Here is a 22,357-nt window from a genome sequence, read left to right as displayed (position 1 = left end):
ATATTTGACAGACCCAACGAGACATGCGATAACGAATCCAAGGAGTTATCGCCATGTCCGTTTTGTCCCGCCCCTACTTCCATGACGAAGCCGCCGCATTTGAGCATGTCGAGGGCATGTTATGGCCGCAGGGTCCGGTCTGCCACCATTGCGGTTCGATGGAAAAGCACTACGCCTTGAAGGGCGGTCGCACCAAGCCTTCCAAGAAGAACCCGAACGGCGTCGAAATCCATGGCCTCTACAAGTGCCGCGATTGCCGCAAGAAGTTCACCGTCCGTATGGGCACCATCTTCGAGGAAAGCCATTTGCCGCTGCACATTTGGCTACAGGCGTTGCATGCCATGTGCGCCAGCAAGAAAGGCGTCTCGGCTCATCAACTGCACCGCGCGCTGGAAATTACCTACAAGTCAGCCTGGTTTATGTGCCATCGCATTCGTGAGGCCATGCGCTCGAATGACTTCACGCCGATGGGCGGCGCCGGCAAGTTCGTTGAAGTGGACGAAACCTACATCGGTCGCATGAGCGGCGTTGGCAACCTCAAAGGCTCTGGCACGAAGAACACCGTCCTTACGCTTGTCGAGCGCGGCGGCATTGCCCGCTCATTCCATGTGGACAGCGCGACCGTTGCCCGCGTCCTGCCGATCGTGAACGCCAACATCCACAAGGAAAGCGTGTTCATGTCGGACGAAGCCCGCCTGTATGACAACATCGGCCCCGAGTTCGCAGCGCACGGCACGGTCAACCACGGTCGCGAGGAATACGTTCGCGGCATCGTCCACACCAATACGGTCGAAGGCTACTATTCGATCTTCAAGCGCGGCATGAAGGGCGTTTACCAGCATTGCGCCGAACACCATCTGCACCGCTATCTGGCCGAGTTCGATTTCCGTTACAGCAACCGCGTTGCGATGGGCATTGACGACAACGTTCGCTCGCTCATTGCCTTGAAAGGCGCCAAGGGTAAGCGCCTCACCTACCGGCAACCTGCTTGACGCCAAGAAGGAACATTACCGCAAACCGATCCAGTTGAAGCTTCCACTCTGGAAAGGAGAACCGTTTCGGAAGCGTTACAAACCTTGATTCTTAGTGAAAACCATGCTACGTTCGCTGACGCTTCAGCCGAATGCGAAGGGTGGTTTGAGTGGCTGAAAAAATTAAGATAAAGGTTCACCCATCAGGAACATCGTCAGACATGCTGACGGTGGCCGACGCAATGCGTCAGGTGCTTGATTTTATAGAGCTGCTCGAAAAAGCGGACCCGGCGGAGTCTGGCGCGCCAGACAAGATTATTTGGCGGCTAGCATACGCAACCACGAACTCGCCATTTGAAATCGGAGCCGAAGCGACCTCCAGGGACCCGGTTATCTCGGTTGCCGCGAAGGCTCGCATGGCCAAGGAAACGGTTAGATCGGCGCTTAGTAATCTTGTCGAGGTTGTGAATCCAATCGTCACCTTTGATGCCGAGATGGCAAAGCCTCTGTCCCGCTTGTTGGAGCGGAATCTAAACGGCATTGGCCGCACAGATATAGATTTTGGTGACGACATTTCGCCCGCGATAATCGTGCATGCGACCGCGCAGGCAGCTCATTTGGCAATCGAGCGCGATCGGCTGGCCAAAGAGAGTTTGGTCCCCGATTTGACGCGGACAGAATACGGCTCATTTGAGGGTGAAATCATTTCTGCGGGGATGTTCCACAACAGCCCGTCCTTAGTCGTCAAGCACCGACTAACAGGAGAAAAGGTAATCAGCGTTTTCCCGCCCGAACTCGCGTTTCGGATTGGCAGTCAGCATAACTGGTTCGAAGTATGGGCTGGGCGCCGCGTTCTCATTCATGGCGAACTTCACCATGATCGGGACGGGTTTATACGCAAAGTCACAGCCTTCGATATCGAAGTGATCGAGGAAGTCGAAGTTAATTTGAGCGAAGCTCGACGGATCGATCTGCTCGACGGACTGACGGTGTCCGATTTTCTAGATCGCCAGTGGGCCTCCTGAATGGCCAAAATTCGTCGATATTATTGGGATTCATGTGCATGGTTGGGCCTCCTAAACGGAGAGGCCAACAAGCGCCGCGAGCTTGAGATCTTGTACAATGCTGCGAAGCGTAGCGAGATTGAAATCTGGACATCAACCGTTTCGCTTGTCGAGGTTTCGCGTCTGGCTTCCGAGAGCGGCACTCACAAGCCTTATCCGGCAGAAAACGAGGATACGATAGCCAACCTTTTGGAGCAGCCGTTTGTGAAGTTGGTACCGGTTGACTTGGAGACCGGTCGACGTGCCCGAAATATCATTCGCTCGACGCCAGGCATGAGAAACATAGGTGACGCGATCCATCTGGCATCTGCTTTGAGATGGCCCGTCGAGGCCATGCACACCTATGACCGTGCGGATTTGCTTCGGCTGTCCGGTGTCCTTAGGCGCAAGGACGGGGAGCCTTTGAAAATCTGCTATCCGGATGATGCGACTGACGGCCCGCTGTTTGCGGAGACAAGAGGCAATGGCTGACGAGAAGAAAAAACAAATCGACAAGTTCCGCGATCTTGCGCGCGAGATTGAAACCGTCGATTCCGAAGAGCCGTTGAACGAAGCACTTAGGAGAGTAGCGAAGTCACCGCCGCCGAAGGATGACAAGAAGACCGGCAAAAAGTAACCGGAACGGTGTCGAAACGATTTGCAAAAGCCCGCGAATTCAGTCAAGATTCGCTGGTCAAAAAAAGACCCCGCAGAAGCGGGGCCAGTTGCACCTTGGGAGTGTTTCCGCCTTAACGCGACGGATAGCTCCTGCAATGCTCGCGGACGAATTCCAGTCGTCCGTTGCGGATACGCACGTAGTAGGTGACGTAAACCGCCTTAGGCCATGAACATGCGATCATGTTCGTGTCCTCCGCCGGGTTAACCCCCGGTTGACCGGAAACGCGGGATTGCGCCCCGCCTCAAAGGGCGCGTTCCGTGGCCGGTCTGGAGTAGGCCAAATCAACCATTAGTCGATTCGAATGTGCGAGACGACTCAAACAAGCCGCTATTCCCACAGGGAATGGGACGGGGCCGGTGCAGCGGGCGGCCGATTAGCCTTACATGCCAAGGGCGTTCAATATCTGAATTCCTAGCAAGACCATCACCGACATGGTCATAAAAAATATTCGAGCGAACCAAACAAACGTGATGCGTCTCTTTCGCAATAACCAGCACACCGTAAATGCGATGGTTATCGGGAATACCAGAACAATGAGCACAAAGGCTGTCAAAGCCACAGCAAGTCCCCTCCCCAGGTAGGAACCAAGTCATAACGCAAACGGCCCGCCTTATGGAAGGGCGGGCCGTGGTCGCGACGTTGTAACTTTGTAACACTTTATGCTGGGTCTGTCAAATATATAATCGCCCGGCTTAGGCAAGAACATTACGGGAACATCGCACGTCGCGCGTTTCCGACGGCGCCGCCGCGAAGAATTACCCTCGCTTCCCTTCAACGCAATCCCAGAACAGGCTGGCGATGTCGGCGCCGCCGAAGCGCTGCACTTCGCGCACGCCGGTCGGCGAGGTCACGTTGATCTCGGTCATGTAGTCGCCGATCACGTCGATGCCGACGAGGATGAAGCCCCGCTCCCTGAGCGCCGGTCCTATGCGGGCGCAGATCTCGCGCTCGCGCTCGGTCAGCTCCGTCTTCTCGGCGCGGCCGCCGACATGCATGTTGGAGCGCGAATCGTGCTCGGCCGGCACGCGGTTGATGGCGCCGACAGGCTCGCCGTCGATCAGGATGATGCGCTTGTCGCCCTTGCGCACGTCCTTCAGGTAACGCTGCACGATATAGGGCTCGCGGAACAGCTGGCCGAACATTTCGAGCAGCGAGGCGAGATTGCGGTCGGCCTCGTGCAGATGGAAGATGCCGGCGCCGCCATTGCCGTAGAGCGGCTTGACGATGATGTCGCCGAACTCCTTGCGGAAGGCCGCTACTTCCTGCGGGTCCTTGGTGATCAGCGTCTCCGGCATCAGGTCCGGGAATTCGGTGACGAAGATCTTCTCCGGGCTGTTGCGCACCCAGGCTGGGTCGTTGACCACCAGCGTCTTCGGATGGATGCGCTCCAATATGTGCGTGGTGGTGATGTAGTTCATGTCGAAGGGCGGGTCCTGCCTGAGCAGCACGACGTCCATCTCTGAGAGGTCGGTGCGCACTTTCTCGCCCAGCGCGTAATGGTTGCCCTTCTCGTCGCGCACCTGCATCCCCTCGAGGCGCGCGAACACCTTGCCGCCCAGCATCGACAGCCGGTCGGGCGTGTAGTGGAAAAGCTTGTGGCCGCGCCGCTGCGCCTCCAGCGACAGCGCAAAGGAGGTGTCGCCGGCAATCGACACGGTGGAGACATGGTCCATCTGGACGGCGATCTTCAGCGGCATTTGCGGTCTCCGGGGAACTCAGACGCCCGATATAAGGAAATCGGCGGCGCCTGCCAATCGTGCTCGCTTGGTGCAGAAGCTCAGAGACTGTTTCGAAATTTGCTCTGGCGAGTCATATGGTGGTGGTTTCGAAAACCGGAGCGGAGCAGACATTTGGGTCCGTGAGCCTACGCATGACCCCGAAAATCGAAATCGATTTTCGGAAAGGATCATGCGCCAAGTAAAATTGCTGCAGCGTCCTTTGCGCGTCCAAGAGGACGCGCGGCGCTGCAGTAGCGCAGAAAACGCCATCAGATGGCCGCCAGAGTAGAATTTCCAAACGGTCTCAGCGGTCGAAGACTAGGCGCGAGTAGCCGAGGAAGGACAGCGCCATCGCGACGATCGAGGCAAAGGCCAACGCCGCCAGCGGCGGCAGGGCGGGCAGGGCGAACAGGACGGCGCAATAGACCAGATAGTTGACGATGCCGATGGCGATGCCGACGCCGCCATAACGCACGCCTTCCTGCGCGATGCCCCGGCTCGACGGCGCGAAGGTCAGATGGCGGTTGATCTGCCAGGTGACGCAGAGCGCGAAACCGATCGACAGCAGGCGCGCCGCCATCGGGCCGAGCGGCGTGGCGGCAAGCAGCAGCCAGAGCGCCGCGGCGTCGGCGACGAAGCCGATGCCGCCGGCAAGGGCGAAGCGGACGAGGCGATCCACTATGCCGCCCGCGAGGCCTTGCCCGCCTCGCCCTTGGGCGAGGCCTGCCCGGACACCCCGCGATCGGCGCGGCCGGAGGAAATCGACAGATAGAAGATGCGCTTCTGCTCGGCCCGGCCGCGCGACACCGAATCGAGGATCAGCCCGGTCATCATTGACAGCATGGCCAACAGCAGCATGCCGATCGACAGCACCCAGGTCGGCATGCGCGGCACCAGCCCCGTCTGCGCGAACTCGACCAGCACCGGGATCATCAGGCCGATGCTGGCCGCGAGGAAGAACAGCGCGAACGTGCCGAAGAAGCGCAGCGGCTGCGTCTCCTTCACCAGCATGGCGAACATCCACAGGATCCTGGCGCCGTCGCGGAAGGTCGACAGCTTCGACGACGAGCCTTCAGGGCGGCGGCCGTAATCGAGCGCGATCTCGCTCACCGGCAGCTTGAGCTGCGAGGCATGCACCGACATCTCGGTCTCGATCTCAAAGCCGCCGGAAACGGCCGGAAAGCTTTTGACGAAGCGGCGCGAAAACACCCGGTAGCCGGAGAAGATATCGGTGAAGTCGGTCCCGAACAGACCCTTGTAGAGGCGGTTGAAGAGGCGGTTGCCGAAAGCGTGGCCGTTGCGGCCGGCATCGTCGGTCACGCCGCGCCTGGTGCCCACCACCATGTCGGAGCGCTCGGTCTGCAGGACGTTGATCAGCTGCGGCGCATCCTCCGGCGCATAGGTGCCGTCGCCGTCGGCCATCACATAGATATCCGCGTCGATGTCGGCGAACATGCGCCGCACCACATTGCCCTTGCCCTGGCGCGGCTCGCGCACGACGACGGCGCCGGCGGCGCGGGCTTTCAACGCGGTAAGGTCCTTGGAATTGTTGTCGTAGACATAGATCGCGGCCGACGGCAGCGTCTCGCGGAAGCGCCGCACGACCTCGCCGATCGTCAGCTCCTCATTGTAGCAAGGCAGGAGCACGGCGATGACCGGCTCGTGGCGGACTGCATGGGGCATGTCTGTCTCCGGACGCCCGATCCAGCCTCCGGCCGTCCTCATGCCGGCCCCGTCGAGCCGTTTTACTATTTATTGAAGCCGTTAAGGCTAGGTTTAAAACCGATCCTCTCCCTTCAAAGGCCACCGCAATGGGCACAGCCGAGACCGGCGCCGCCGCCTGGAAGTCCGATCTGGCGCTGGCGCTGCTTGCGGCCCTGCTCGCATTCGCCGTCGATGCATGGGCCGGTTTTGGCCAACTGACCGATGCCGGCGGCGACAACGACAACCTGCTGCGCCTCGTCGAGGTCCGCGACCTGCTGGCCGGCCAGGGCTGGTTCGACCTGCACCAATACCGGATGGGGCTGGAAGGCGGCTTCGTCATGCACTGGTCGCGGCTGGTCGACGCGCCGATCGCCGCCATCGCATTTGCCGCCTCGGCGCTCACCGGCAGCAGGCCGCTTGGCGAGGACGTGGCGCAGGTGCTGTGGCCGGCGCTGCTCTTTTGGTCGACCTTGTTCTTCACCGCCCGCGCCGCGCGCAGCTTCGGCGGTGGCGGCGCGGTGCTGCCGGCCATCCTGATCGGCGCCGCCGGCTATTATTTCATCGGCATCTATGACCCCGGCGCGCTCGACCACCACAACGCCCAGCTGATGCTAACCATGGCGAGCCTCGCTTTGCTGCTCGAGGCGCCTTCCCGGCGCTGGGCCGCATTTTTGTCCGGCTTCTGCGCCGCGCTGACGCTCGCCGTCGGCATGGAAACCGTGCCCTACGTCGCCACCATCGGTGTTTGCGTGGCGCTGCTGTTCGTCGCCGATCCAGGCGGCGAACGGGCGATCGCGCGGGATTTCGGCCTCGGCTTTGCCGGTGTTGCAGTGCTTGTCTTCGCCGTCACCGTTCCGCCTTCCGCATGGGGCGTGGCGCAGTGCGACGCCTTCTCGGTCGCGCAGTTCGTCGTCGCGGCCATTGCCGGCGTGGGACTTGCCGCAATCGCCTCCGTCGAGCCCGCCGCCGGCAGCTGGCCGCGCAGGCTGGGGTCGCTTGCCCTTCTGGGGGTCGTGCTCGGCGTGGTCGTGGCGGTGCTGTTCCCGCAATGCCTCTCCGCGCCTTATGCCTCCCTCGATCCGCGCCTCAAGGAACTGTGGCTCGACCATATCGACGAGGCCCAGTCGCTGTTCGCGCTGCTTGTCCGCGATCCGGCGCGCGTGGCGGCGCGTTACGCGACGCCGCTGGTCGCGATCGTCCTGATGGCAGGGCACTTGCGCCGCGGCGGCTGGCGGCGGCAGGACAGCCTCGTTGCGGCACTGCTCGTCGTCGCCTTCGCGGTCGGCGCCTGGCAGGTGCGCGGCACCACCTTCTCGATCGCCTTTGCCGTCGTTCCGCTGTCGGCCTGGATCGCCAAATGGCGGGCGCGGGCCGAAACCAGCTCCTCGCTCGGCGTGGCGCTGCGCCTTGCGGCCGTCTGGCTGGTCTCGATCAACCCGGTCTGGACGGGCGTCGCCGCGGCCGCCTCGGTGGCGTTCGAGAAAGGCAAGGCCGTCGCCGACGGCGGCGCCTCGGACAGGACTTGCCAGAAGAAGGCCAGTTTTGCGCCGCTCGGCGGCATGGCCGATACAACCGTGCTGACGATCTCCAATCTCGGAGCGCCGGTGCTCGCCTATAGCGGCCATCGCGTCTTCGCCGGCCCCTATCACCGCAACGTCGCCGGCAATCTCGTGGCGCTGGACGCCTTTCTCGGCTCGGCCGATGACGCGCGGGCAATCGTCGAGGCGCATCGCGTCGGCCTCGTCGCCATCTGCCCCGGCAATGTCGAGACCCTGATCCTGACCCGGAAGGCGCCGCAGGGTTTCCTTGCCGGCCTGCTGCGCGGCTCCGTGCCGGACTGGCTCGAGCCGGTTGGCGAGAAGGGCAGCCCGATCGAGCTCTATCGCATTAAGCAAGCTGGCTAAAGCAATTCCCGAAGGTGCGAAACGGCCTTCGCTGCGCAATTGCATTCCACAAGAGACCGTTCGATACTTCTATTAGAAGTTATGCATAAACGAATATTGGAGGTTGGGTTACCATTTCTTGTCCAAAGCTGAGCCGCCGGCGAGCCAAGCAGCTTCTGGGCGATGGAAAATCGATTTTCCGATACTTTTCCTAAACGCTTTGCTGCCACTCTGGCCATAAATACCGACATCAGAACAGAGGCATGATGCAAACGACGTTTGGCACCGGCCAGCCAGGCAAGGAAAACACGGATCTGGCCTTTACGGATTCGTTGACCGGGCTCGGCAACCATCGTCGCTTCTTCGACAAGGTCGATCGCCTGATCAGCGACCGCGCCGACGATCCCGCGCCCTTTACCGTCGGCATCCTCGACCTCGACGGCTTCAAGCCGATCAACGACCTGTTCGGCCACAAGGCCGGCGACGACATCCTGATCCAGGTGGCGATGCGGTTGCGCGCTTCGATGGACGGCTATTCCACCGTCTGCCGCATCGGCGCCGACGAGTTCGCCTACCTCTATCCGATGGTGTTCTCGGAGGAGCAGGCGGCCGAGACGTCGCGCATGCTGATCGAGATATTGTCGGCGCCTTATGATGTCGGCGAGCGCACCGCAAGGCTTTCGGCCTCGGTCGGCTGCTCGCTGTTCTATTCCGGCGACGAGACCACCGAGATCCTCCTCAACAAGGCCGAGACTGCGCTCTATCACGCCAAGCGTTCGGGCCGCGGCCGCGTCGTCGTCTACACCCGCGAGATGGAAGAGGCGGCCAAGCGCGTCACCCGCATCGAGCAGGCGCTGCGCCGCGCCGTCTCGGCCGGCGAGGTCGAACCGCATTTCCAGCCGATCGTCGATTTGAGCAGCCGCCGCACCATCGGCTTCGAGACGCTGGCGCGCTGGACCGACCGCGACCTCGGCGTCGTGCCGCCATCCGTCTTCATCCCGATCGCCGAGGAGCGCGGCATCATCGGCCCGCTGTCGCAGCTGGTGCTGCGCAAGGCGGCCGAGGCGGCGCGCAGCTGGCCGAAGGAACTGTTCTTGTCCTTCAACCTGTCGCCCTCGCAGCTCGTCGACCAGAACACCGGCCTGCATATCCTGGCCATCCTCGACCGCACCGGCTTCGATCCACGCCGGCTTGAGATCGAGATCACCGAGACTGGCCTGATGAACGATCCGGCCTCGGCCGAGAAGATCGTCGAGGACCTGCGCCGCGTCGGCATCCGCGTCTCGCTCGACGATTTCGGCACCGGCCAGTCGTCGCTCGGCCGCCTGCGCGAGTTCCATTTCGACAAGCTCAAGATCGACCGCGCCTTCGTCTCCTCCATCCTCGACGACCGGCCCTCGGAGCACATCATCCGAGCCATCCTCGCAATGTGCGAAGGGCTCGGCATGGATGTCGTCGCCGAAGGCATCGAGGACGAAGCGCAGGCCGACCGCCTCGTCCAGTTCGGCTGCGCCGGCGGGCAGGGCTACCTGTTCGGCAAGCCGGCCGATGCCGACGCCACGCTCGGCTATCTGCGCGATTCCTATCGCGGAGCGCTGCATGCCAAGGCAATCTGACTAGTTCCCCGGTACAGGGATTTTGGCCGTCGGCTCTGTTTGCGTTGGCAGGCGGCATGCGTTGGAGATTGGCCGAAACGCCAACCGCGATCGTCATTCCAGGGCGGAGCAGGAGCGAAGCTCCGTCGCGAAGACCTGGAATCCATGCCGTTACCTTCGCCAAGGCGTGCAACGGAGCAAAATTCTGCACCGTGGCGGCGCTTCCAAGTCACGGAACAGGATTCTATGGTCTGCGCCGCGTCGCTTCGCTCCTTGCTCCGCCATAGAATGACGAGGTTGGGGGCGGCTTCAACCAATCTCCGGCGTCTGCGCTGATTTCACGCAAATGAACGGAAAATCTTGCACCAAGACAAACGCCAACCTTTCAAAATCCCTGTGTCGGGGAACTAGAGCTTTCCGGCTGTTCGGAAGACCGGCCGGCGCTGCTTTGGCGGTGTGCCGATCATTTGTCAGACATAACGCCGGAAATCCGACGTTTCCCGCTTGCTCCCGCGCTTTGTCTGGCTAGGATGCGCGCCGGCCAAACGGGAGAACGGATCATGATGCCATCGGCGCGTTTCGCCGACCTCGACGGCGCGTCGGTGCTGATCACCGGCGGCGGTTCCGGCATTGGTGCTGCGCTCACCGAAGGTTTTATGCGGCAGGGCGCCAACGTCGCTTTCATCGACATCGCCGACAAGCCAAGCACCGCCCTTGCCGACCGGCTGGAGAAGGAGCTCGGCTGCCGCCCGCTCTACCTCAGCGCCGACCTGCGCGACATCAAGGCGCTGCGCGCCGCCGCCGCGAAGGCGGCCGAGGCGCATGGCGATGTGACGACGCTCGTCAACAATGCCGCGCTCGACGAGCGTCACGCAGTGGAAGACGTCACTGTCGAATTCTGGGACAACAATCTTGCGATCAACCTGCGCCCGCATTTCTTCACCGCGCAGGCCGTGGCGCCCGGCATGAAGCGGGCCGGCGGCGGCTCGATCATCAACTTCACCTCCACCTCCTATCTGATCAACCATCCCGACATGCCAGCCTACACCGCGGCCAAGGCAGGCATACTCGGCCTGACCAAGGGCCTCGCCGGCAAGCTTGGCCAGGACCGCATCCGCGTCAACGCGGTGGCGCCAGGCTGGGTCATTACCGAACGCCAGCGCGAGCTCTGGGTCACTGACGAGGCGCTCGCCGCCCATGTCGCCAAGCAGTGCATCAAGGATGTCATGCAGCCCGACGACATGGTGGGCACGGTGCTGTTCCTGGCGTCGGACGCCTCGCGCATGCTGACAGCCCAGATGCTGATCGTCGATGGAGGTTTCCTGTGAGCCCGGCACCAGCGGTCGCTGCGCTCGACTGGGGAACGACCAGGCTCAGGGCCTGGCTGCTCGACGGCTCGGGCAAGATGCTAGCCGAGCGGCGCGGCGACGACGGGCTGATCACCGCCCGCGAAAAGGGCTTTTCGAACGTGCTGGAAGGCCATCTTGCCGCGATGGGCGCGCCGGACATGTTGCCGGTCATCATCTGCGGCATGGCCGGCTCGCGACAGGGCTGGATCGAGGCGCCCTACGTCACCGTGCCGGCGCCGATCGGCGCGATCTTGCGCGGCGCCGCCCGCATCGATGGCTCGAGCCGCGACATCCGCATCGTGCCCGGTCTCGCCCAGCGCCTGGCCGACGCGCCCGACGTCATGCGCGGCGAGGAAACCCAGCTTGCCGGCGCCGGTTTGCCGGCAAAGGGGCGCCACCTCGTCTGCATGCCCGGCACGCATTCGAAATGGGTCGCGGTCGCAGACGGCGCGGTCACGGGCTTCGGCACCTGGCCGACCGGCGAATTGTTCTCCGTGCTGGCCACGCACTCGATCCTGAAACATTCGCTGGGCGAGCATCCCGCTCCGGTTGTCGCGGGCAGCCCGTTCTTCCGGCAATGGTGCGAGCGGGCTTTGGGCGAAGGCGGCGACGTCACCTCGAAATTGTTTGCCATCCGCGCCGCCGGGCTTCTGCAGGATCTGCAGCCCAATGACGCGGCGGCCTGCCTGTCCGGCCTTCTGATCGGCGGCGAGATCGCCTCGGCAAGGCGCCGCTATGGCGCCAGCGATGCGCCGGTGGCGCTGATCGCTTCCGGCGCGCTGGCCGAGCTTTATGGCGCGGCGCTGGGCCTAGCCGGCCTTGCCTTTCGCACCGTGGACGCCGATGAAGCGGTGCGCGCCGGCCTCGTCGAGGCCGCGCGCGAGAACGGCATGATTGGAGGCGCTTCATGAGCCAGACCGCACCCTTCCCGAAACTGAAGCGCGGCCTTGTCGCCATCCTGCGTGGCCTGAAGCCTGCCGAGGCGGTGGCGATCGGCCGCGCGGTCCACGACGCCGGCATCGAGGCGATCGAAGTGCCGCTCAATTCGCCGGAGCCGTTCGTCTCCATCGCCGATCTGGTCAAGGCGCTGCCGCAAAGCGCGCTGATCGGCGCCGGCACGGTGCTGACGGCGACGGACGTCGACGCCTTGCACAAGGCCGGCGGCAGATTGCTGGTCAGCCCCAACATCGATGCCGAGGTCATGGGCCGCGCCATGCAATACGGCATGGTGACGATGCCTGGCGTGTTCACGCCGACCGAAGCGTTCCAGGCGATCCGGCTCGGCGCCTCGGCGCTGAAATTCTTCCCGGCAAGCGTGCTTGGATCGAGCGGCATCGCGGCGATCCGCGCGGTGCTGCCGGCAACGACGCTTGTCGGCGCCGTCGGCGGCATTTCCGACAAGGATTTCGCCGGCTACAAGGCGGTCGGCGTCAGCGTCTTCGGGCTGGGATCGAGCCTCTATAAGCCGGGTGCGAGCGTCGAGGACGTCGCGCAGCGCGCCCGCGCCGCGGTCGCCGCCTGGGACGAAGCCTTCGGAGGATGACAATGGACGGCGTTTCGGTTTTTTCCGACCATATCTGCGAGCTCGGCGAGGGCCCGAGCTACGATCCCGCCACCGACACGCTGTTCTGGTTCGACATCGTCAACGGCAAGCTTCTGGAAAAGCCGCTCGCCGGCGCGCTGAAAGTGCATGATCTCGGCATCATGGCCAGCGCCATCGCGGTCATCGACGCCGACCGGCAGCTCATTGCCACCGAGATCGGCCTGCAAGTTCGGGACGTCAAGACCGGCAGACTGACGCTGCACACGCCGATCGAGGCCGACAATCCGCTGACGCGCTCCAACGATTCGCGCGTTCATCCCTGCGGCGCCTTGTGGACCGGCACGATGGGCAAGGACGAGCAGAAGGGCGCCGGCTCGATCTACTGGTTCTTCAAGGGCGAATTGCGCCGGCTGTTTTCGGGCATCACAGTCTCGAATTCCATCTGCTTCTCGGAGGACGGCAAAATCGCCTATTACACCGACACGGCGACCGGGCTTCTGATGCGCGTCGCCTGCGATCCGGCGACCGGCCTGCCGGCCGGCGAAGTGAAAGTGTTCGTCGATCATCGTTCCTCGAAGGGCTATGTCGACGGTTCGGTCGTCGACCGCGACGGCGTGCTGTGGAATGCCGTCTGGGGCGGCAAGGCGGTGAAGGCCTATGCGCCAGACGGCACGCTGCTGCGCGAGATTGCCATGCCGGTGACGCAGGCTTCCTGCCCCGCCTTTGTCGGCCAGAAAGCCGAGCGGCTGGCGGTGACCTCCGCCTGGAAAGGCAAGGACGAGAAGCAGCGCGCGCTCGACCCGCAGGCCGGCATGACCTTCCTGCTCGACATTCCGGTCCGGGGCCGCTTCGAGCCGCGCGTGCTGATCGCATAGTTCCTCGACACAGGGGTTTTGAAAGCTCGCCGTTTGACGAGGGCGAGGCTTTCCCGCTCGTTCCATGAAATCAGCACAAATGCTGGAGATTGGCCGAAACCTCCCAACCTCGTCATTCCAGGGCGGAGCAGCCGCGAAGCGGCGTCGCGGAGACCCTGGAATCCATTCCGTGACCTTGATCGAGAGTGCTGCGGAAGCAGAATTCTGCACCGCGGCAGCGCTCGGAAGTCACGGAATGGATTCTCGGGTCTGCGCGCGTCGCTTCGCTCCTTGCTCCGCCCTAGAATGACGAAGTTGAGGGGCTTCGGCCGATATCCGAGGCATGCCGCTCCCCAAAGCAAACAAAATCCCTGCGCTGGGAACTGGAGCAATTGCAGGAAAGCGTGAGAACGGTTCGGCGTCTTCGCCGTCGGCTTACTGTCGCGCAATCGCCTCGGTTCGGTCGGTTTCCCGCAAGCCGGCCACTTCGGGCATGCGATGGTACGCGCCTGATTTCCCGGAGCTTTCGATGCCGCAGCCGACCTTGATCCTTGTCTATGAACCGGAAAAGGCCTGTTTCGACCGGCTGGTCGCCCAAGGTCATCCGGCAGAGCGCGCTATCGAGATTTCCTCCTATCTGGCGCAGTCGACCGACCTTGCGCCGGAATTCAACCAGCTTGCCGAGGCCTGCGAAAGGCGCGGCCTCGCCTTCAAGCCTGTCGAGCTCGACGACGCCGCACCGGTTCTGGCGGAGGCCGATCCGGCAATGACGCTGGTCTGGACGCTGACCGACGGTATCGCCTACTTCCGTGGCGGCGCAGCGCCGGCGCTGGCGCGGCTGAACGGGCTGCGCACCATCGGCGCCGACGATTCGCTGTTCGCGCTCTGCCAGGACAAATTGCGCTCCGGCGCCGTGCTCGGCGCGCTCGGCCTGCCGGCGCCACAGGCTGGCCTGGCGCGCAACGGCGAATGGCTGGTCGAGCCGCCCGCTTCGCCCAAGGGCTGGTTCGTGAAACCCAACCGGCTCGGCGCCAAGATCGGCATCTGGCCGGATTCGCGCGTCAGCGATCTCGGCCATGCGCTGGAGCTTAGCCGGCGCGTTTTTTCGCATTATCGCGACGATGTCGTCGTCCAGCCCTATGTCGCCGGCCGCAACGTGCGGGCGAGCTTCCTTGGGCTCAGACAGGAAACCGGCATGGAAGCGCTCGGCATCGTCTTCGTCGATTCCGGCGGCGATTTCCAGACCATGGCCGATTCGATGGCGCTCTATGGCGGGACCGGCCAGGCTGCGAAGGATGCCGGCACCTATGCCGAGCCGGAGCTCGAGGCCGTCGGCGCGAGTCAGCCGGAGGCGGACCGAAAAATCCGCGCCATCGCGCAGAAACTGATAAGCGGTCTCGGCCTGAAAGATGTCTTTTCCGTCGACTTCAGGGTCGAGGCCGACGACACCGTCCATCTCATCGAATTCGAAGTCTGCCCCGGCCTGCCTTGCTTCGATTTCCGCGACTATTGCCGCAAGCAGTGGGGCCTGAGCCTCGCGGACGCTATGGCGCAGACGGCTGCCATTAGGTTGATGTCGTGACCTGCAGAGCGGCCGAGGCCTAACAACTTCGTCATTCCAGGGCGGAGCAAGGAGCGTAGCGACGCGCGCAGACCCTGGAATCCATGCCGTTACCTTGGCCACGGAATGCAGCGGAGCAGAATTCTGGATCGTAGCGGCGCCTCGAAGTCACGGCATGGATCCTCGGGTCTGCGCTGCGTCGCTACGCTCCTTGTTCCGCCCGTGGATGACGACAAGATGGGCGTTTCGCGAATTAGACGCCCTCGACCAGCACGATCTCGCCGTCGGCCACTTTCTGGCGGATGGCGACGGCGCGCTGGTATTCCGGCGAGTGGTAGCAGTCATGCGCCATGGCCAGCGATTCGAACTCGATGATGACGTTGCGGGCGCGGCCCGGCCCTTCGGCTTTTTCGTGCTCGCCGCCGCGCGCCAGGAATTTCGCGCCGAAGCGGTCGAAGGCGAGCTTCGCGGCGGCTACATAGTCCTTGTAACCCTCGGCGTCGCGCACATCGACACGGGCGATCCAATATCCCTTCGGCATTCTTTTTCTCCATTCGTGCCCGAGCGAGGACTGGTCCTCAGGCGGATTGCATTTCGGCGAGTATCGCCTCGGCCGCAGCGCGCCGGTCCGGCGCCGCGACGATCGGCCTGCCGACGACCAGGTGGCTGGAGCCATTGCGGATCGCCTGCGCCGGCGTCACCACGCGTTTCTGGTCGCCATGGCCGCTGCCCGCCGGCCGGATGCCCGGCGTCACCACCGCCAGGTCGGGTCCGACGATGCGGCGCACCGCCTCGGCCTCCTCCGCCGAGCAGACGATACCGCCCATGCCGGCATGCAGCGCCTGTTCGGAGCGCCTGAGCACCAGCGTGTGCGGGTCGTATTCATAGCCGGCGTCGATCACGTCCTGCTCGTCCATCGAGGTCAGCACCGTCACGCCGAGCAGGCAGAGCTCGCTGCCCTTGGCCGCCTCGACCGCCGCTCTCATCGTCTTGGGATAGGCATGCAGCGTCAGCATCGTCACGCCCATCTTGACGATGTTCTCGACGCCCTTGGCGACCGTGTTGTCGATGTCGAGCAGCTTCATGTCGAGAAACACCTTCGTGCCGCCGCTGGCCAGCTCCCGCGCGAAGTCCAATCCGCCGGCGAAGGCGAGCTGGTAGCCGATTTTGTAGAAGGAAACGGCGCCTTCGAGTTCGCTCACCGCACTCTCGGCCTCCTTCAGCGTCGGCAGGTCCAGCCCAACGATCAGCCTGTCTCGCATGGTGTCGGCCTCCGCGAAATTGATCACGCCTCGATCCGGGTGGACAGCATGCGCGAGGTTTCGATCAGTGTACGGCATAGGCGCTCCATCGATTGCTGTAGTCTGGCGTCCCTGAATTGTCCGTCCTCGGCGAAGGCTTCGCCTGCCTCGGAGACCGAGCATTCGGGCGTGATCACCTCCATCTGGCAGCGCACCAGCACCGCGCGCAAATGGTTGATGCAACGTATGCCGGCGAACTTGCCCCCGGAGGACGAGCAGAGCCCGACCGGTTTGCCGGCAAGCGGCCTGAACGTATGGCTGCCCTCGCGCCGTACCCGGCTCACCCAGTCGATCGAGTTCTTGAGCAATGGCGGGATCGAGCCGTTATATTCGGGCGTCGCGATCAGAAGCCCGTCATGCGCGGCGATCTGCCGGCCGAGCTTGATGGCGTTTTCGGGGATGCCTTTTTCCTTTTCCAGGTCCTCGTCCATGATCGGCAGCGGATAGTCGCCGAGCGAGATGCGCGTCACCTCCGCGCCCTGCAAGGCCAGTTCCTTCTGCGCCACATCGGCAGTCCGGCCGCTGAACGCGCCGCTGCGGGCCGAGCCGGCGAAGACGAGGATTCTTGGGATCACGGACATTGCTTCGCAAAAGGCAGTAGGCAGTGGGGAATAGGCATTAGGCATTAGGCGAGTGGTTTCCTGACTATTCCCTACTGCCTACTGCCTTATCCCTCCCTTCGGTAGATCCACAGCTGCGTCGGCGGGATGTTGCGGAAGATAAAATCGAAATGCTCGACCGTGTAGTCGCCGCGCCCGGCCGGGATCGGCGACAGCGGGCCATAGGTCAGCTGCACGATCGGTCGTCCGGCGGGAATGCGGTCGAGCAGGCTTTCGATGTAGGCGATGCGCTGGGCGACCGGGAAATTGAGCAGCGGCACGCCGGAGACGACCGAATCGAACACCATGTCGCGCTTGTCGCCGAGCGTGGCATTGAGATTGAAGGCGTCGCCCTCGATCACGTTGACGCCGGGATAGAGCCCGCGCAGATGGCGCACGAAGTCCGTCGAATATTCGACCGCGTAGAGATTTTCGGGCTTCACGCCTTGAGCCAGGATGGCGCGGGTGATGACACCCGTGCCGGGCCCGACCTCGAGCACCGGCAGGCCCGATCTCGGATTGACGATGGACGCCATCTTGCGGGCGGTGATGGAACTGGTGGGAACGATCGAGCCGACCGTTTTCGGCTTGTCGATCCAGCCTTTGAAGAACTTCAGCTCGTCGTCGAATTTTTCGGCCAGCGCTTTGCGCAACCCGGGACTACGTGCCATCACGAGCTCTCCTCAATGCTCAGCCCCCCGATCCGCTACTTAGCAGGTGGGTGGAACAAGGCAAGGCGTCAAGCTGGCATAAGGTGTTGATGACGCTTGGGCACCGGATCGCCCTTCCGATGCCGTGCGAAATGCGGGGCTGCGGCAATCAGTTTTCGCCGAACGACTCGAAGAAGTCCTTCATGCGCGCGAAAAAGCCGCTCGACTGGGGCGAATTGTCCTTCGAGGAGATCTGCTCGAACTCTTCCAGCAATTCGCGCTGGCGGCGCGTCAGGTTCTGCGGCGTCTCGACCGCCGTCTGGATATAGAGGTCGCCGACATTGGGCTGGCGCAGCACCGGCATGCCCTTGCCCTTCAAGCGGAACTGGCGCCCGTTCTGCGTGCCTTCCGTCACCTTGACCTTGGTCTGGGTGCCATCGAGTGTGGTCACCTCGAAGGAGCCGCCAAGGGCTGCCGTCGTCATCGAGATCGGCACCTTGCAATAGAGATCGGCACCGTCGCGCTGGAAGAATTCGTGCGGCTTGACCGCCAGGAAGATGTAGAGATCGCCGGACGGTCCGCCGCGCAGGCCGGCCTCGCCCTCATTGGCCAGCCGGATGCGGGTGCCGTCCTCGATGCCGGCCGGGATGTTGACCGACAGCGAGCGCTCCTCGGTGACGCGGCCCTGGCCGGCGCATTTCGGGCAGGGGTCCTTGATCGTCTGGCCGCGGCCCTGGCACTGCGGGCAGGTGCGCTCGATCGAGAAGAAGCCCTGGGTGGCGCGCACCTTGCCGTGGCCGTGGCACATCGAGCATGTCACCGGCTGCGTGCCGGGCTTGGCGCCGCTGCCGGAGCATTCCGAGCAGGAGATCGAGGCCGGCACGCGGATCTGCGCCGTCTTGCCGGAAAAGGCTTCTTCCAGCGTGATTTCCATATTGTAGCGCAGGTCGGCGCCGCGCTCGCGGCCGCCCGACGAACGGCGCTGGCGGCCGCCCATCATGTCGCCGAAAATATCCTCGAAGATGTCGGCGAAGCCGCCGGCGCCGAAACCGTGCGCGGCGCCGTTCATGCCGCCCTCGAAGGCGGCGTGGCCGAAACGGTCATAGGCGGCGCGCTTCTGCGGGTCCTTCAGCGTCTCGTAGGCTTCGTTGATCTCCTTGAACTTGTGCTCGCAGGCATGGTCGCCGGGATTGCGGTCGGGATGGAACTGCATGGCGAGCTTGCGGAAAGCGCTCTTGAGTTCCTTGTCGTCGGCGCCTTTTTGCACGCCCAGCGTTTCGTAGAAATCAGCTTTCATTTTTTCCCGCTGTCCGGATGCTCAATGTCTTCAAGCATTGTTGGCGACGTTTGCCGGCACGTTCTTGGATTTAGGAGCGATGTTTCCCGGATGCTAGTACTAAGCCGGGCCGCTTCGGGCTTTTCTGTCACTTTTTCGACTGAGGCTGCAAAAAAGCCCGGCCTTCCGCCGGGCTTTTCGCATGATCCGCCGTCAGCCGGCTCAGGCCGACTTCTTCTTCTCGTCGTCTTCGTCGATTTCCTCGAAATCGGCATCGACCACGTCCGAATCCTTGGCGGCGTCCGCCTTGGCGTCGGCTTCGGCCGCTTCCTTCTGCGAGGCCTCGTACATGGCCTGGCCGAGCTTCATCGATACTTCGGCGAGCGACTGCGATTTGGCCTCGATATCGGCCGGGTCGTCGCCCTCGGCTGCGGTCTTCAGCGCGGCGATCGCGTCCGAGATCGCGGTGCGGTCAGCCTCCGAGACCTTGTCGCCATAGTCCTTCAGCGACTTCTCGGACGAATGCACGAGCGCCTCGGCCTGGTTGCGGGCCTCGACGAGGGCTCGACGCTTCTTGTCCGCGTCGGCATTGGCCTCGGCGTCCTTCACCATCTTCTCGATGTCGGCGTCGGACAGGCCGCCCGAAGCCTGGATGCGGATCTGGTGCTCCTTGCCGGTGCCCTTGTCCTTGGCCGAGACGTTGACGATGCCGTTGGCGTCGATGTCGAACGTGACCTCGATCTGCGGCACGCCGCGCGGGGCCGGCGGGATGCCGACGAGGTCGAACTGACCGAGCATCTTGTTGTCGGCCGCCATTTCGCGCTCGCCCTGGAAGACGCGGATCGTCACCGCCGACTGCGAATCCTCGGCGGTCGAGAAAGTCTGGCTCTTCTTGGTCGGGATCGTGGTGTTGCGCTCGATCAGCCTGGTGAACACGCCACCCAGCGTCTCGATGCCCAGCGACAGCGGCGTCACGTCGAGCAGCAGCACGTCCTTGACGTCGCCCTGCAGCACGCCGGCCTGGATGGCGGCGCCAAGCGCCACGACCTCATCCGGGTTGACGCCCTTGTGCGGCTCCTTGCCGAAGAACTGCTTCACGATCTCCTGGATCTTGGGCATGCGGGTCATGCCGCCGACCAGGACCACTTCGTCGATCTCGCCGGCCTTCAGGCCGGCATCCTTGAGCGCCGCCTTGCAGGGCTCGATCGTGCGCTGCACGAGATCCTCGACCAGGCTTTCGAACTTCGCCCGGGTGAGCTTCATCGTCAGGTGTTTCGGGCCGCTGGCGTCGGCGGTGATGAAGGGCAGGTTGATCTCGGTCTGCGTCGTCGAGGACAGCTCGATCTTGGCCTTTTCCGCGGCTTCCTTGAGGCGCTGCAGCGCGAGCTTGTCGGCCTTGAGGTCGATGCCCTGCTCCTTCTTGAACTCCGCCGCCAGATACTCGACGAGGCGCATGTCGAAGTCCTCGCCGCCGAGGAAGGTGTCGCCATTGGTCGACTTCACCTCGAAGACGCCGTCGCCGATTTCGAGCACGGAAATATCGAAGGTGCCGCCGCCAAGGTCATAGACGGCGATGGTCTTGCCGTCCTTCTTCTCCAGGCCATAGGCAAGCGCCGCGGCCGTCGGCTCGTTGATGATGCGCAGCACCTCGAGGCCGGCGATCCTGCCGGCGTCCTTGGTCGCTTGGCGCTGGGCGTCGTTGAAATAGGCTGGAACGGTGATGACCGCCTTCTCGACCTTCTCGCCGAGATAGGCTTCCGCCGTCTCCTTCATCTTCTGCAGGATCATGGCCGAGATCTGGCTGGGCGACTGCTTCTTGCCGCCGGCCTCGACCCAGGCGTCGCCATTGTCGCCCTTGACGATCTTGTAAGGGACAAGCTTCTTGTCCTTCTCCGTCACCGGGTCGTCATAGCGGCGGCCGATCAGGCGCTTGACCGCGAAGATGGTGTTTTCCGGATTGGTGACCGCCTGGCGCTTGGCCGGCTGGCCGACGAGACGTTCGCCGTCGCTCGAAATGGCGACGATGGAAGGCGTCGTGCGCGCGCCTTCAGCATTCTCGATCACCTTGGGGTCCTTGCCATCCATGATGGCGATACACGAGTTGGTGGTGCCGAGATCGATACCGATAACTTTTGCCATTGTTCTAATCTCTCCTCTAAGCAGGCTCTCTGGACCCTTCAAAAGGCGTTCCGACGAAAGCCCCTGTTCACAAGAAATCCCGTCATGGTCCCCGCTTTTTAGGGCTGGACGGCTGGCGCGTATATAAGAACAGGCGACACAAGGCGCAAGCATCCTGCGCAAGCTGTCCGTCGTCTCGGCAGCGACCCGGAAGAGACCCGCCGCGCTCTGCGCCCGAGCCGGTCTGAAGTCGATCTATCTCACTGTTCCGGCTTGGTTTTTTTAAAGCGGCGCCGCTTAGGGCACGCAAATCTGCTGACCGCCAAGGTCAGGACTTGCTGTTTCGGGCGTGACTTTCGGTCGCGAAAGAGCGGAAAAACAGTATTGCGGCGTGCATTTGGCGCCCGGCGGCAAGCTGTGGGGAGCGCCTGGCGCTCGGGCAAAGCCCTGCCGGGCGCGTGGCCCGGCAGGGGGTTGCGGACTTCAAGCAATTCCAGGAAAAGCCGCAGCGGTTTTCCGTTTGGAATTGCGTCAAAACAGAACCTAAAGCCCGTTGTCCTTCAGGATTTTGGCGGCGTTGTCCTTGGTGATCTTTTCCGTCGGCAGGGTGATGGTCTTCTCGACCTTCTCCCCTTTCAGGAACTTGATCGCCTGGCGCAGGCCCTCGGCGCCCGGCGTGACATAGGTGAAGGTCGCCGTCAGCTCGCCCTTGTTCACCATCTGCACGCCTTCGTTGGGCAGGCCGTCGATGCCGATGAACTTGATGTCCTTCTCGCGCCCGACGTCCTTGGCAGCAAGATAGGCGCCGTAGGCCATCGGATCGTTGTGGCCGTAGACGAGATCGATCTTCTCGTTGGTCTTCAGCGCGTTGGCCATGATGTTATAGGCCTGGTCCTGCTTCCAGTCGCCCGACTGCTGGTCGAGCAGGTACTTGATGCCCGGCTCCTTGTCGGTGAATTCATGGAAGCCGTCATGGCGGTCATGCGCCGGCTGCGTGCCCATGCCGCCCCAGATCTCGACGACGTTGCCGGCCGCCTTGCCCTTGCCGCCCAGGAGCTCGACGGCATATTCGCCAGCCGCCCGGCCGATCAGCTTGTTGTCGCCGCCGACGAACTGCGTGTAGTCCTTGGTTTCGACATTGCGGTCGAGCACGAAGACCGGGATCTTGGCGTCGATCGCCTGCTGCACCACGCCGGTCAGGCCGGCCGATTCCTTCGGCGAGACCAGCAGCGCGTCGACCTCCTGGCGGATCAGGTTCTCGACGTCGGCGACCTGCTTTTCGGTCTTGTCCTCGCCGTCGGTGATGATCAGCTCGACGTCCGGGTGCTTGGCGGCTTCCGCGATGATGTCCTTGTTGAACTGGGCGCGCCAGGGTTCGATGGTCGTCACCTGCGAGAAGCCGATCTTCCACTTCTTGTCCTGGGCAAAGGCATGGTTGCCGGAAAAGAGCGCGGTGGTCGTCACAAGCGCCGCCGCGAAGGTGGCGAGCTTCAGCATATCACGTCGTTTCATG

21 protein-coding genes are annotated in these 22,357 nt (G+C 63.1%); 11 read left to right on the top strand and 10 right to left on the bottom strand.

Annotated features, from left to right (window positions below):
- Positions 1–53: 53 nt before the first annotated feature.
- The 4 genes from FJW05_RS23020 to FJW05_RS27535 all read left to right on the top strand — a co-directional run bounded on the left by FJW05_RS23020 (position 54) and on the right by FJW05_RS27535 (position 2,651).
- The gene (locus FJW05_RS23020) at positions 54–992 is read left to right on the top strand and encodes an IS1595 family transposase (RefSeq protein WP_140635930.1); all 939 of its coding nucleotides are present in this window, start codon (positions 54–56) and stop codon (positions 990–992) included.
- Between the two features lie 149 nt (positions 993–1,141).
- A complete protein-coding gene (locus FJW05_RS23015; RefSeq protein ID WP_140635929.1) occupies positions 1,142–1,996 on the top strand; it encodes a hypothetical protein in 855 nt (284 codons plus the stop codon).
- Positions 1,997–2,506 (top strand): PIN domain-containing protein, encoded by a 510-nt coding sequence (locus tag FJW05_RS23010; RefSeq protein ID WP_140635927.1) that lies wholly within the window; start codon positions 1,997–1,999, stop codon positions 2,504–2,506.
- Complete coding sequence (locus FJW05_RS27535; protein WP_181165046.1) at positions 2,499–2,651, top strand: hypothetical protein; 153 nt, start codon at positions 2,499–2,501, stop codon at positions 2,649–2,651. Before FJW05_RS23010 ends, FJW05_RS27535 begins: the two co-directional genes overlap by 8 nt.
- Before the next feature lie 797 nt (positions 2,652–3,448).
- Here FJW05_RS27535 and gshB read toward each other — a convergent pair.
- The 3 genes from gshB to FJW05_RS22990 all read right to left on the bottom strand — a co-directional run bounded on the left by gshB (position 3,449) and on the right by FJW05_RS22990 (position 6,094).
- Positions 3,449–4,390: a glutathione synthase gene (gshB, locus tag FJW05_RS23005; protein ID WP_140635925.1), complete on the bottom strand. Its 942-nt coding sequence runs from the start codon at positions 4,388–4,390 to the stop codon at positions 3,449–3,451.
- Positions 4,391–4,715: 325 nt separating this feature from the next.
- Complete coding sequence (locus FJW05_RS22995) at positions 4,716–5,090, bottom strand: GtrA family protein (protein ID WP_140635923.1); 375 nt, start codon at positions 5,088–5,090, stop codon at positions 4,716–4,718.
- The gene (locus FJW05_RS22990) at positions 5,090–6,094 is read right to left on the bottom strand and encodes a glycosyltransferase (RefSeq protein ID WP_140635922.1); all 1,005 of its coding nucleotides are present in this window, start codon (positions 6,092–6,094) and stop codon (positions 5,090–5,092) included. Before FJW05_RS22990 ends, FJW05_RS22995 begins: the two co-directional genes overlap by 1 nt.
- A gap of 128 nt (positions 6,095–6,222) precedes the next feature.
- Here FJW05_RS22990 and FJW05_RS22985 point away from each other — a divergent pair, with 128 nt between their 5' ends.
- The 7 genes from FJW05_RS22985 (at position 6,223) to FJW05_RS22955 (ending at position 14,921) form a co-directional block, all read left to right on the top strand.
- Positions 6,223–8,019 carry a GtrA family protein gene (locus FJW05_RS22985; protein ID WP_140635920.1) on the top strand — a complete coding sequence of 599 codons (1,797 nt, stop codon included), beginning with the start codon at positions 6,223–6,225 and terminating at the stop codon, positions 8,017–8,019.
- Between the two features lie 245 nt (positions 8,020–8,264).
- Entirely contained in the window at positions 8,265–9,614 is a 1,350-nt protein-coding gene (locus FJW05_RS22980) for an EAL domain-containing protein (protein ID WP_140635945.1), read from the top strand.
- A gap of 539 nt (positions 9,615–10,153) precedes the next feature.
- Positions 10,154–10,921: an SDR family oxidoreductase gene (locus tag FJW05_RS22975; protein WP_140635918.1), complete on the top strand. Its 768-nt coding sequence runs from the start codon at positions 10,154–10,156 to the stop codon at positions 10,919–10,921.
- Positions 10,918–11,853 (top strand): 2-dehydro-3-deoxygalactonokinase, encoded by a 936-nt coding sequence (locus tag FJW05_RS22970; protein WP_140635916.1) that lies wholly within the window; start codon positions 10,918–10,920, stop codon positions 11,851–11,853. The genes FJW05_RS22975 and FJW05_RS22970 overlap by 4 nt, the downstream gene beginning before the upstream one ends.
- Positions 11,850–12,485, top strand: coding sequence for a 2-dehydro-3-deoxy-6-phosphogalactonate aldolase (locus tag FJW05_RS22965; protein ID WP_140635914.1), 636 nt, complete (start codon positions 11,850–11,852; stop codon positions 12,483–12,485). The genes FJW05_RS22970 and FJW05_RS22965 overlap by 4 nt, the downstream gene beginning before the upstream one ends.
- Positions 12,482–13,360, top strand: a complete 879-nt coding sequence (locus tag FJW05_RS22960) for an SMP-30/gluconolactonase/LRE family protein (RefSeq protein WP_140635911.1) — start codon at positions 12,482–12,484, stop codon at positions 13,358–13,360. Before FJW05_RS22965 ends, FJW05_RS22960 begins: the two co-directional genes overlap by 4 nt.
- 508 nt (positions 13,361–13,868) lie before the next feature.
- On the top strand, positions 13,869–14,921 hold the full coding sequence (locus FJW05_RS22955) for a D-alanine:D-lactate ligase-like protein (protein WP_140635909.1): 1,053 nt from the start codon (positions 13,869–13,871) through the stop codon (positions 14,919–14,921).
- Positions 14,922–15,153: 232 nt separating this feature from the next.
- Here FJW05_RS22955 and FJW05_RS22950 read toward each other — a convergent pair whose 3' ends face one another.
- The 7 genes from FJW05_RS22950 to FJW05_RS22920 all read right to left on the bottom strand — a co-directional run bounded on the left by FJW05_RS22950 (position 15,154) and on the right by FJW05_RS22920 (position 22,356).
- Positions 15,154–15,441, bottom strand: a complete 288-nt coding sequence (locus tag FJW05_RS22950) for a DUF1330 domain-containing protein (protein WP_140635907.1) — start codon at positions 15,439–15,441, stop codon at positions 15,154–15,156.
- A gap of 37 nt (positions 15,442–15,478) precedes the next feature.
- Entirely contained in the window at positions 15,479–16,162 is a 684-nt protein-coding gene (gene pyrF / locus FJW05_RS22945; protein ID WP_140635943.1) for an orotidine-5'-phosphate decarboxylase, read from the bottom strand.
- 23 nt (positions 16,163–16,185) lie between these two features.
- The gene (locus tag FJW05_RS22940) at positions 16,186–16,782 is read right to left on the bottom strand and encodes an NADPH-dependent FMN reductase (RefSeq protein WP_140635905.1); all 597 of its coding nucleotides are present in this window, start codon (positions 16,780–16,782) and stop codon (positions 16,186–16,188) included.
- Positions 16,783–16,868: 86 nt separating this feature from the next.
- Positions 16,869–17,471 (bottom strand): phospholipid N-methyltransferase PmtA, encoded by a 603-nt coding sequence (gene pmtA / locus FJW05_RS22935; RefSeq protein WP_140635903.1) that lies wholly within the window; start codon positions 17,469–17,471, stop codon positions 16,869–16,871.
- A 148-nt stretch (positions 17,472–17,619) separates the two neighbouring features.
- Positions 17,620–18,747, bottom strand: a complete 1,128-nt coding sequence (gene dnaJ / locus FJW05_RS22930) for a molecular chaperone DnaJ (protein ID WP_140544802.1) — start codon at positions 18,745–18,747, stop codon at positions 17,620–17,622.
- Positions 18,748–18,948: 201 nt separating this feature from the next.
- Positions 18,949–20,865, bottom strand: a complete 1,917-nt coding sequence (gene dnaK / locus FJW05_RS22925; protein ID WP_140544804.1) for a molecular chaperone DnaK — start codon at positions 20,863–20,865, stop codon at positions 18,949–18,951.
- Positions 20,866–21,387: 522 nt separating this feature from the next.
- Positions 21,388–22,356 (bottom strand): substrate-binding domain-containing protein, encoded by a 969-nt coding sequence (locus tag FJW05_RS22920; RefSeq protein WP_140635901.1) that lies wholly within the window; start codon positions 22,354–22,356, stop codon positions 21,388–21,390.
- Position 22,357: the final 1 nt, after the last annotated feature.

It is taken from the genome of Mesorhizobium sp. B2-9-1 (genome assembly GCF_006439455.1).
Taxonomy (GTDB): Bacteria; Pseudomonadota; Alphaproteobacteria; order Rhizobiales; family Rhizobiaceae; genus Mesorhizobium.
This window is presented reverse-complemented; position numbering and strand designations above follow the sequence as displayed.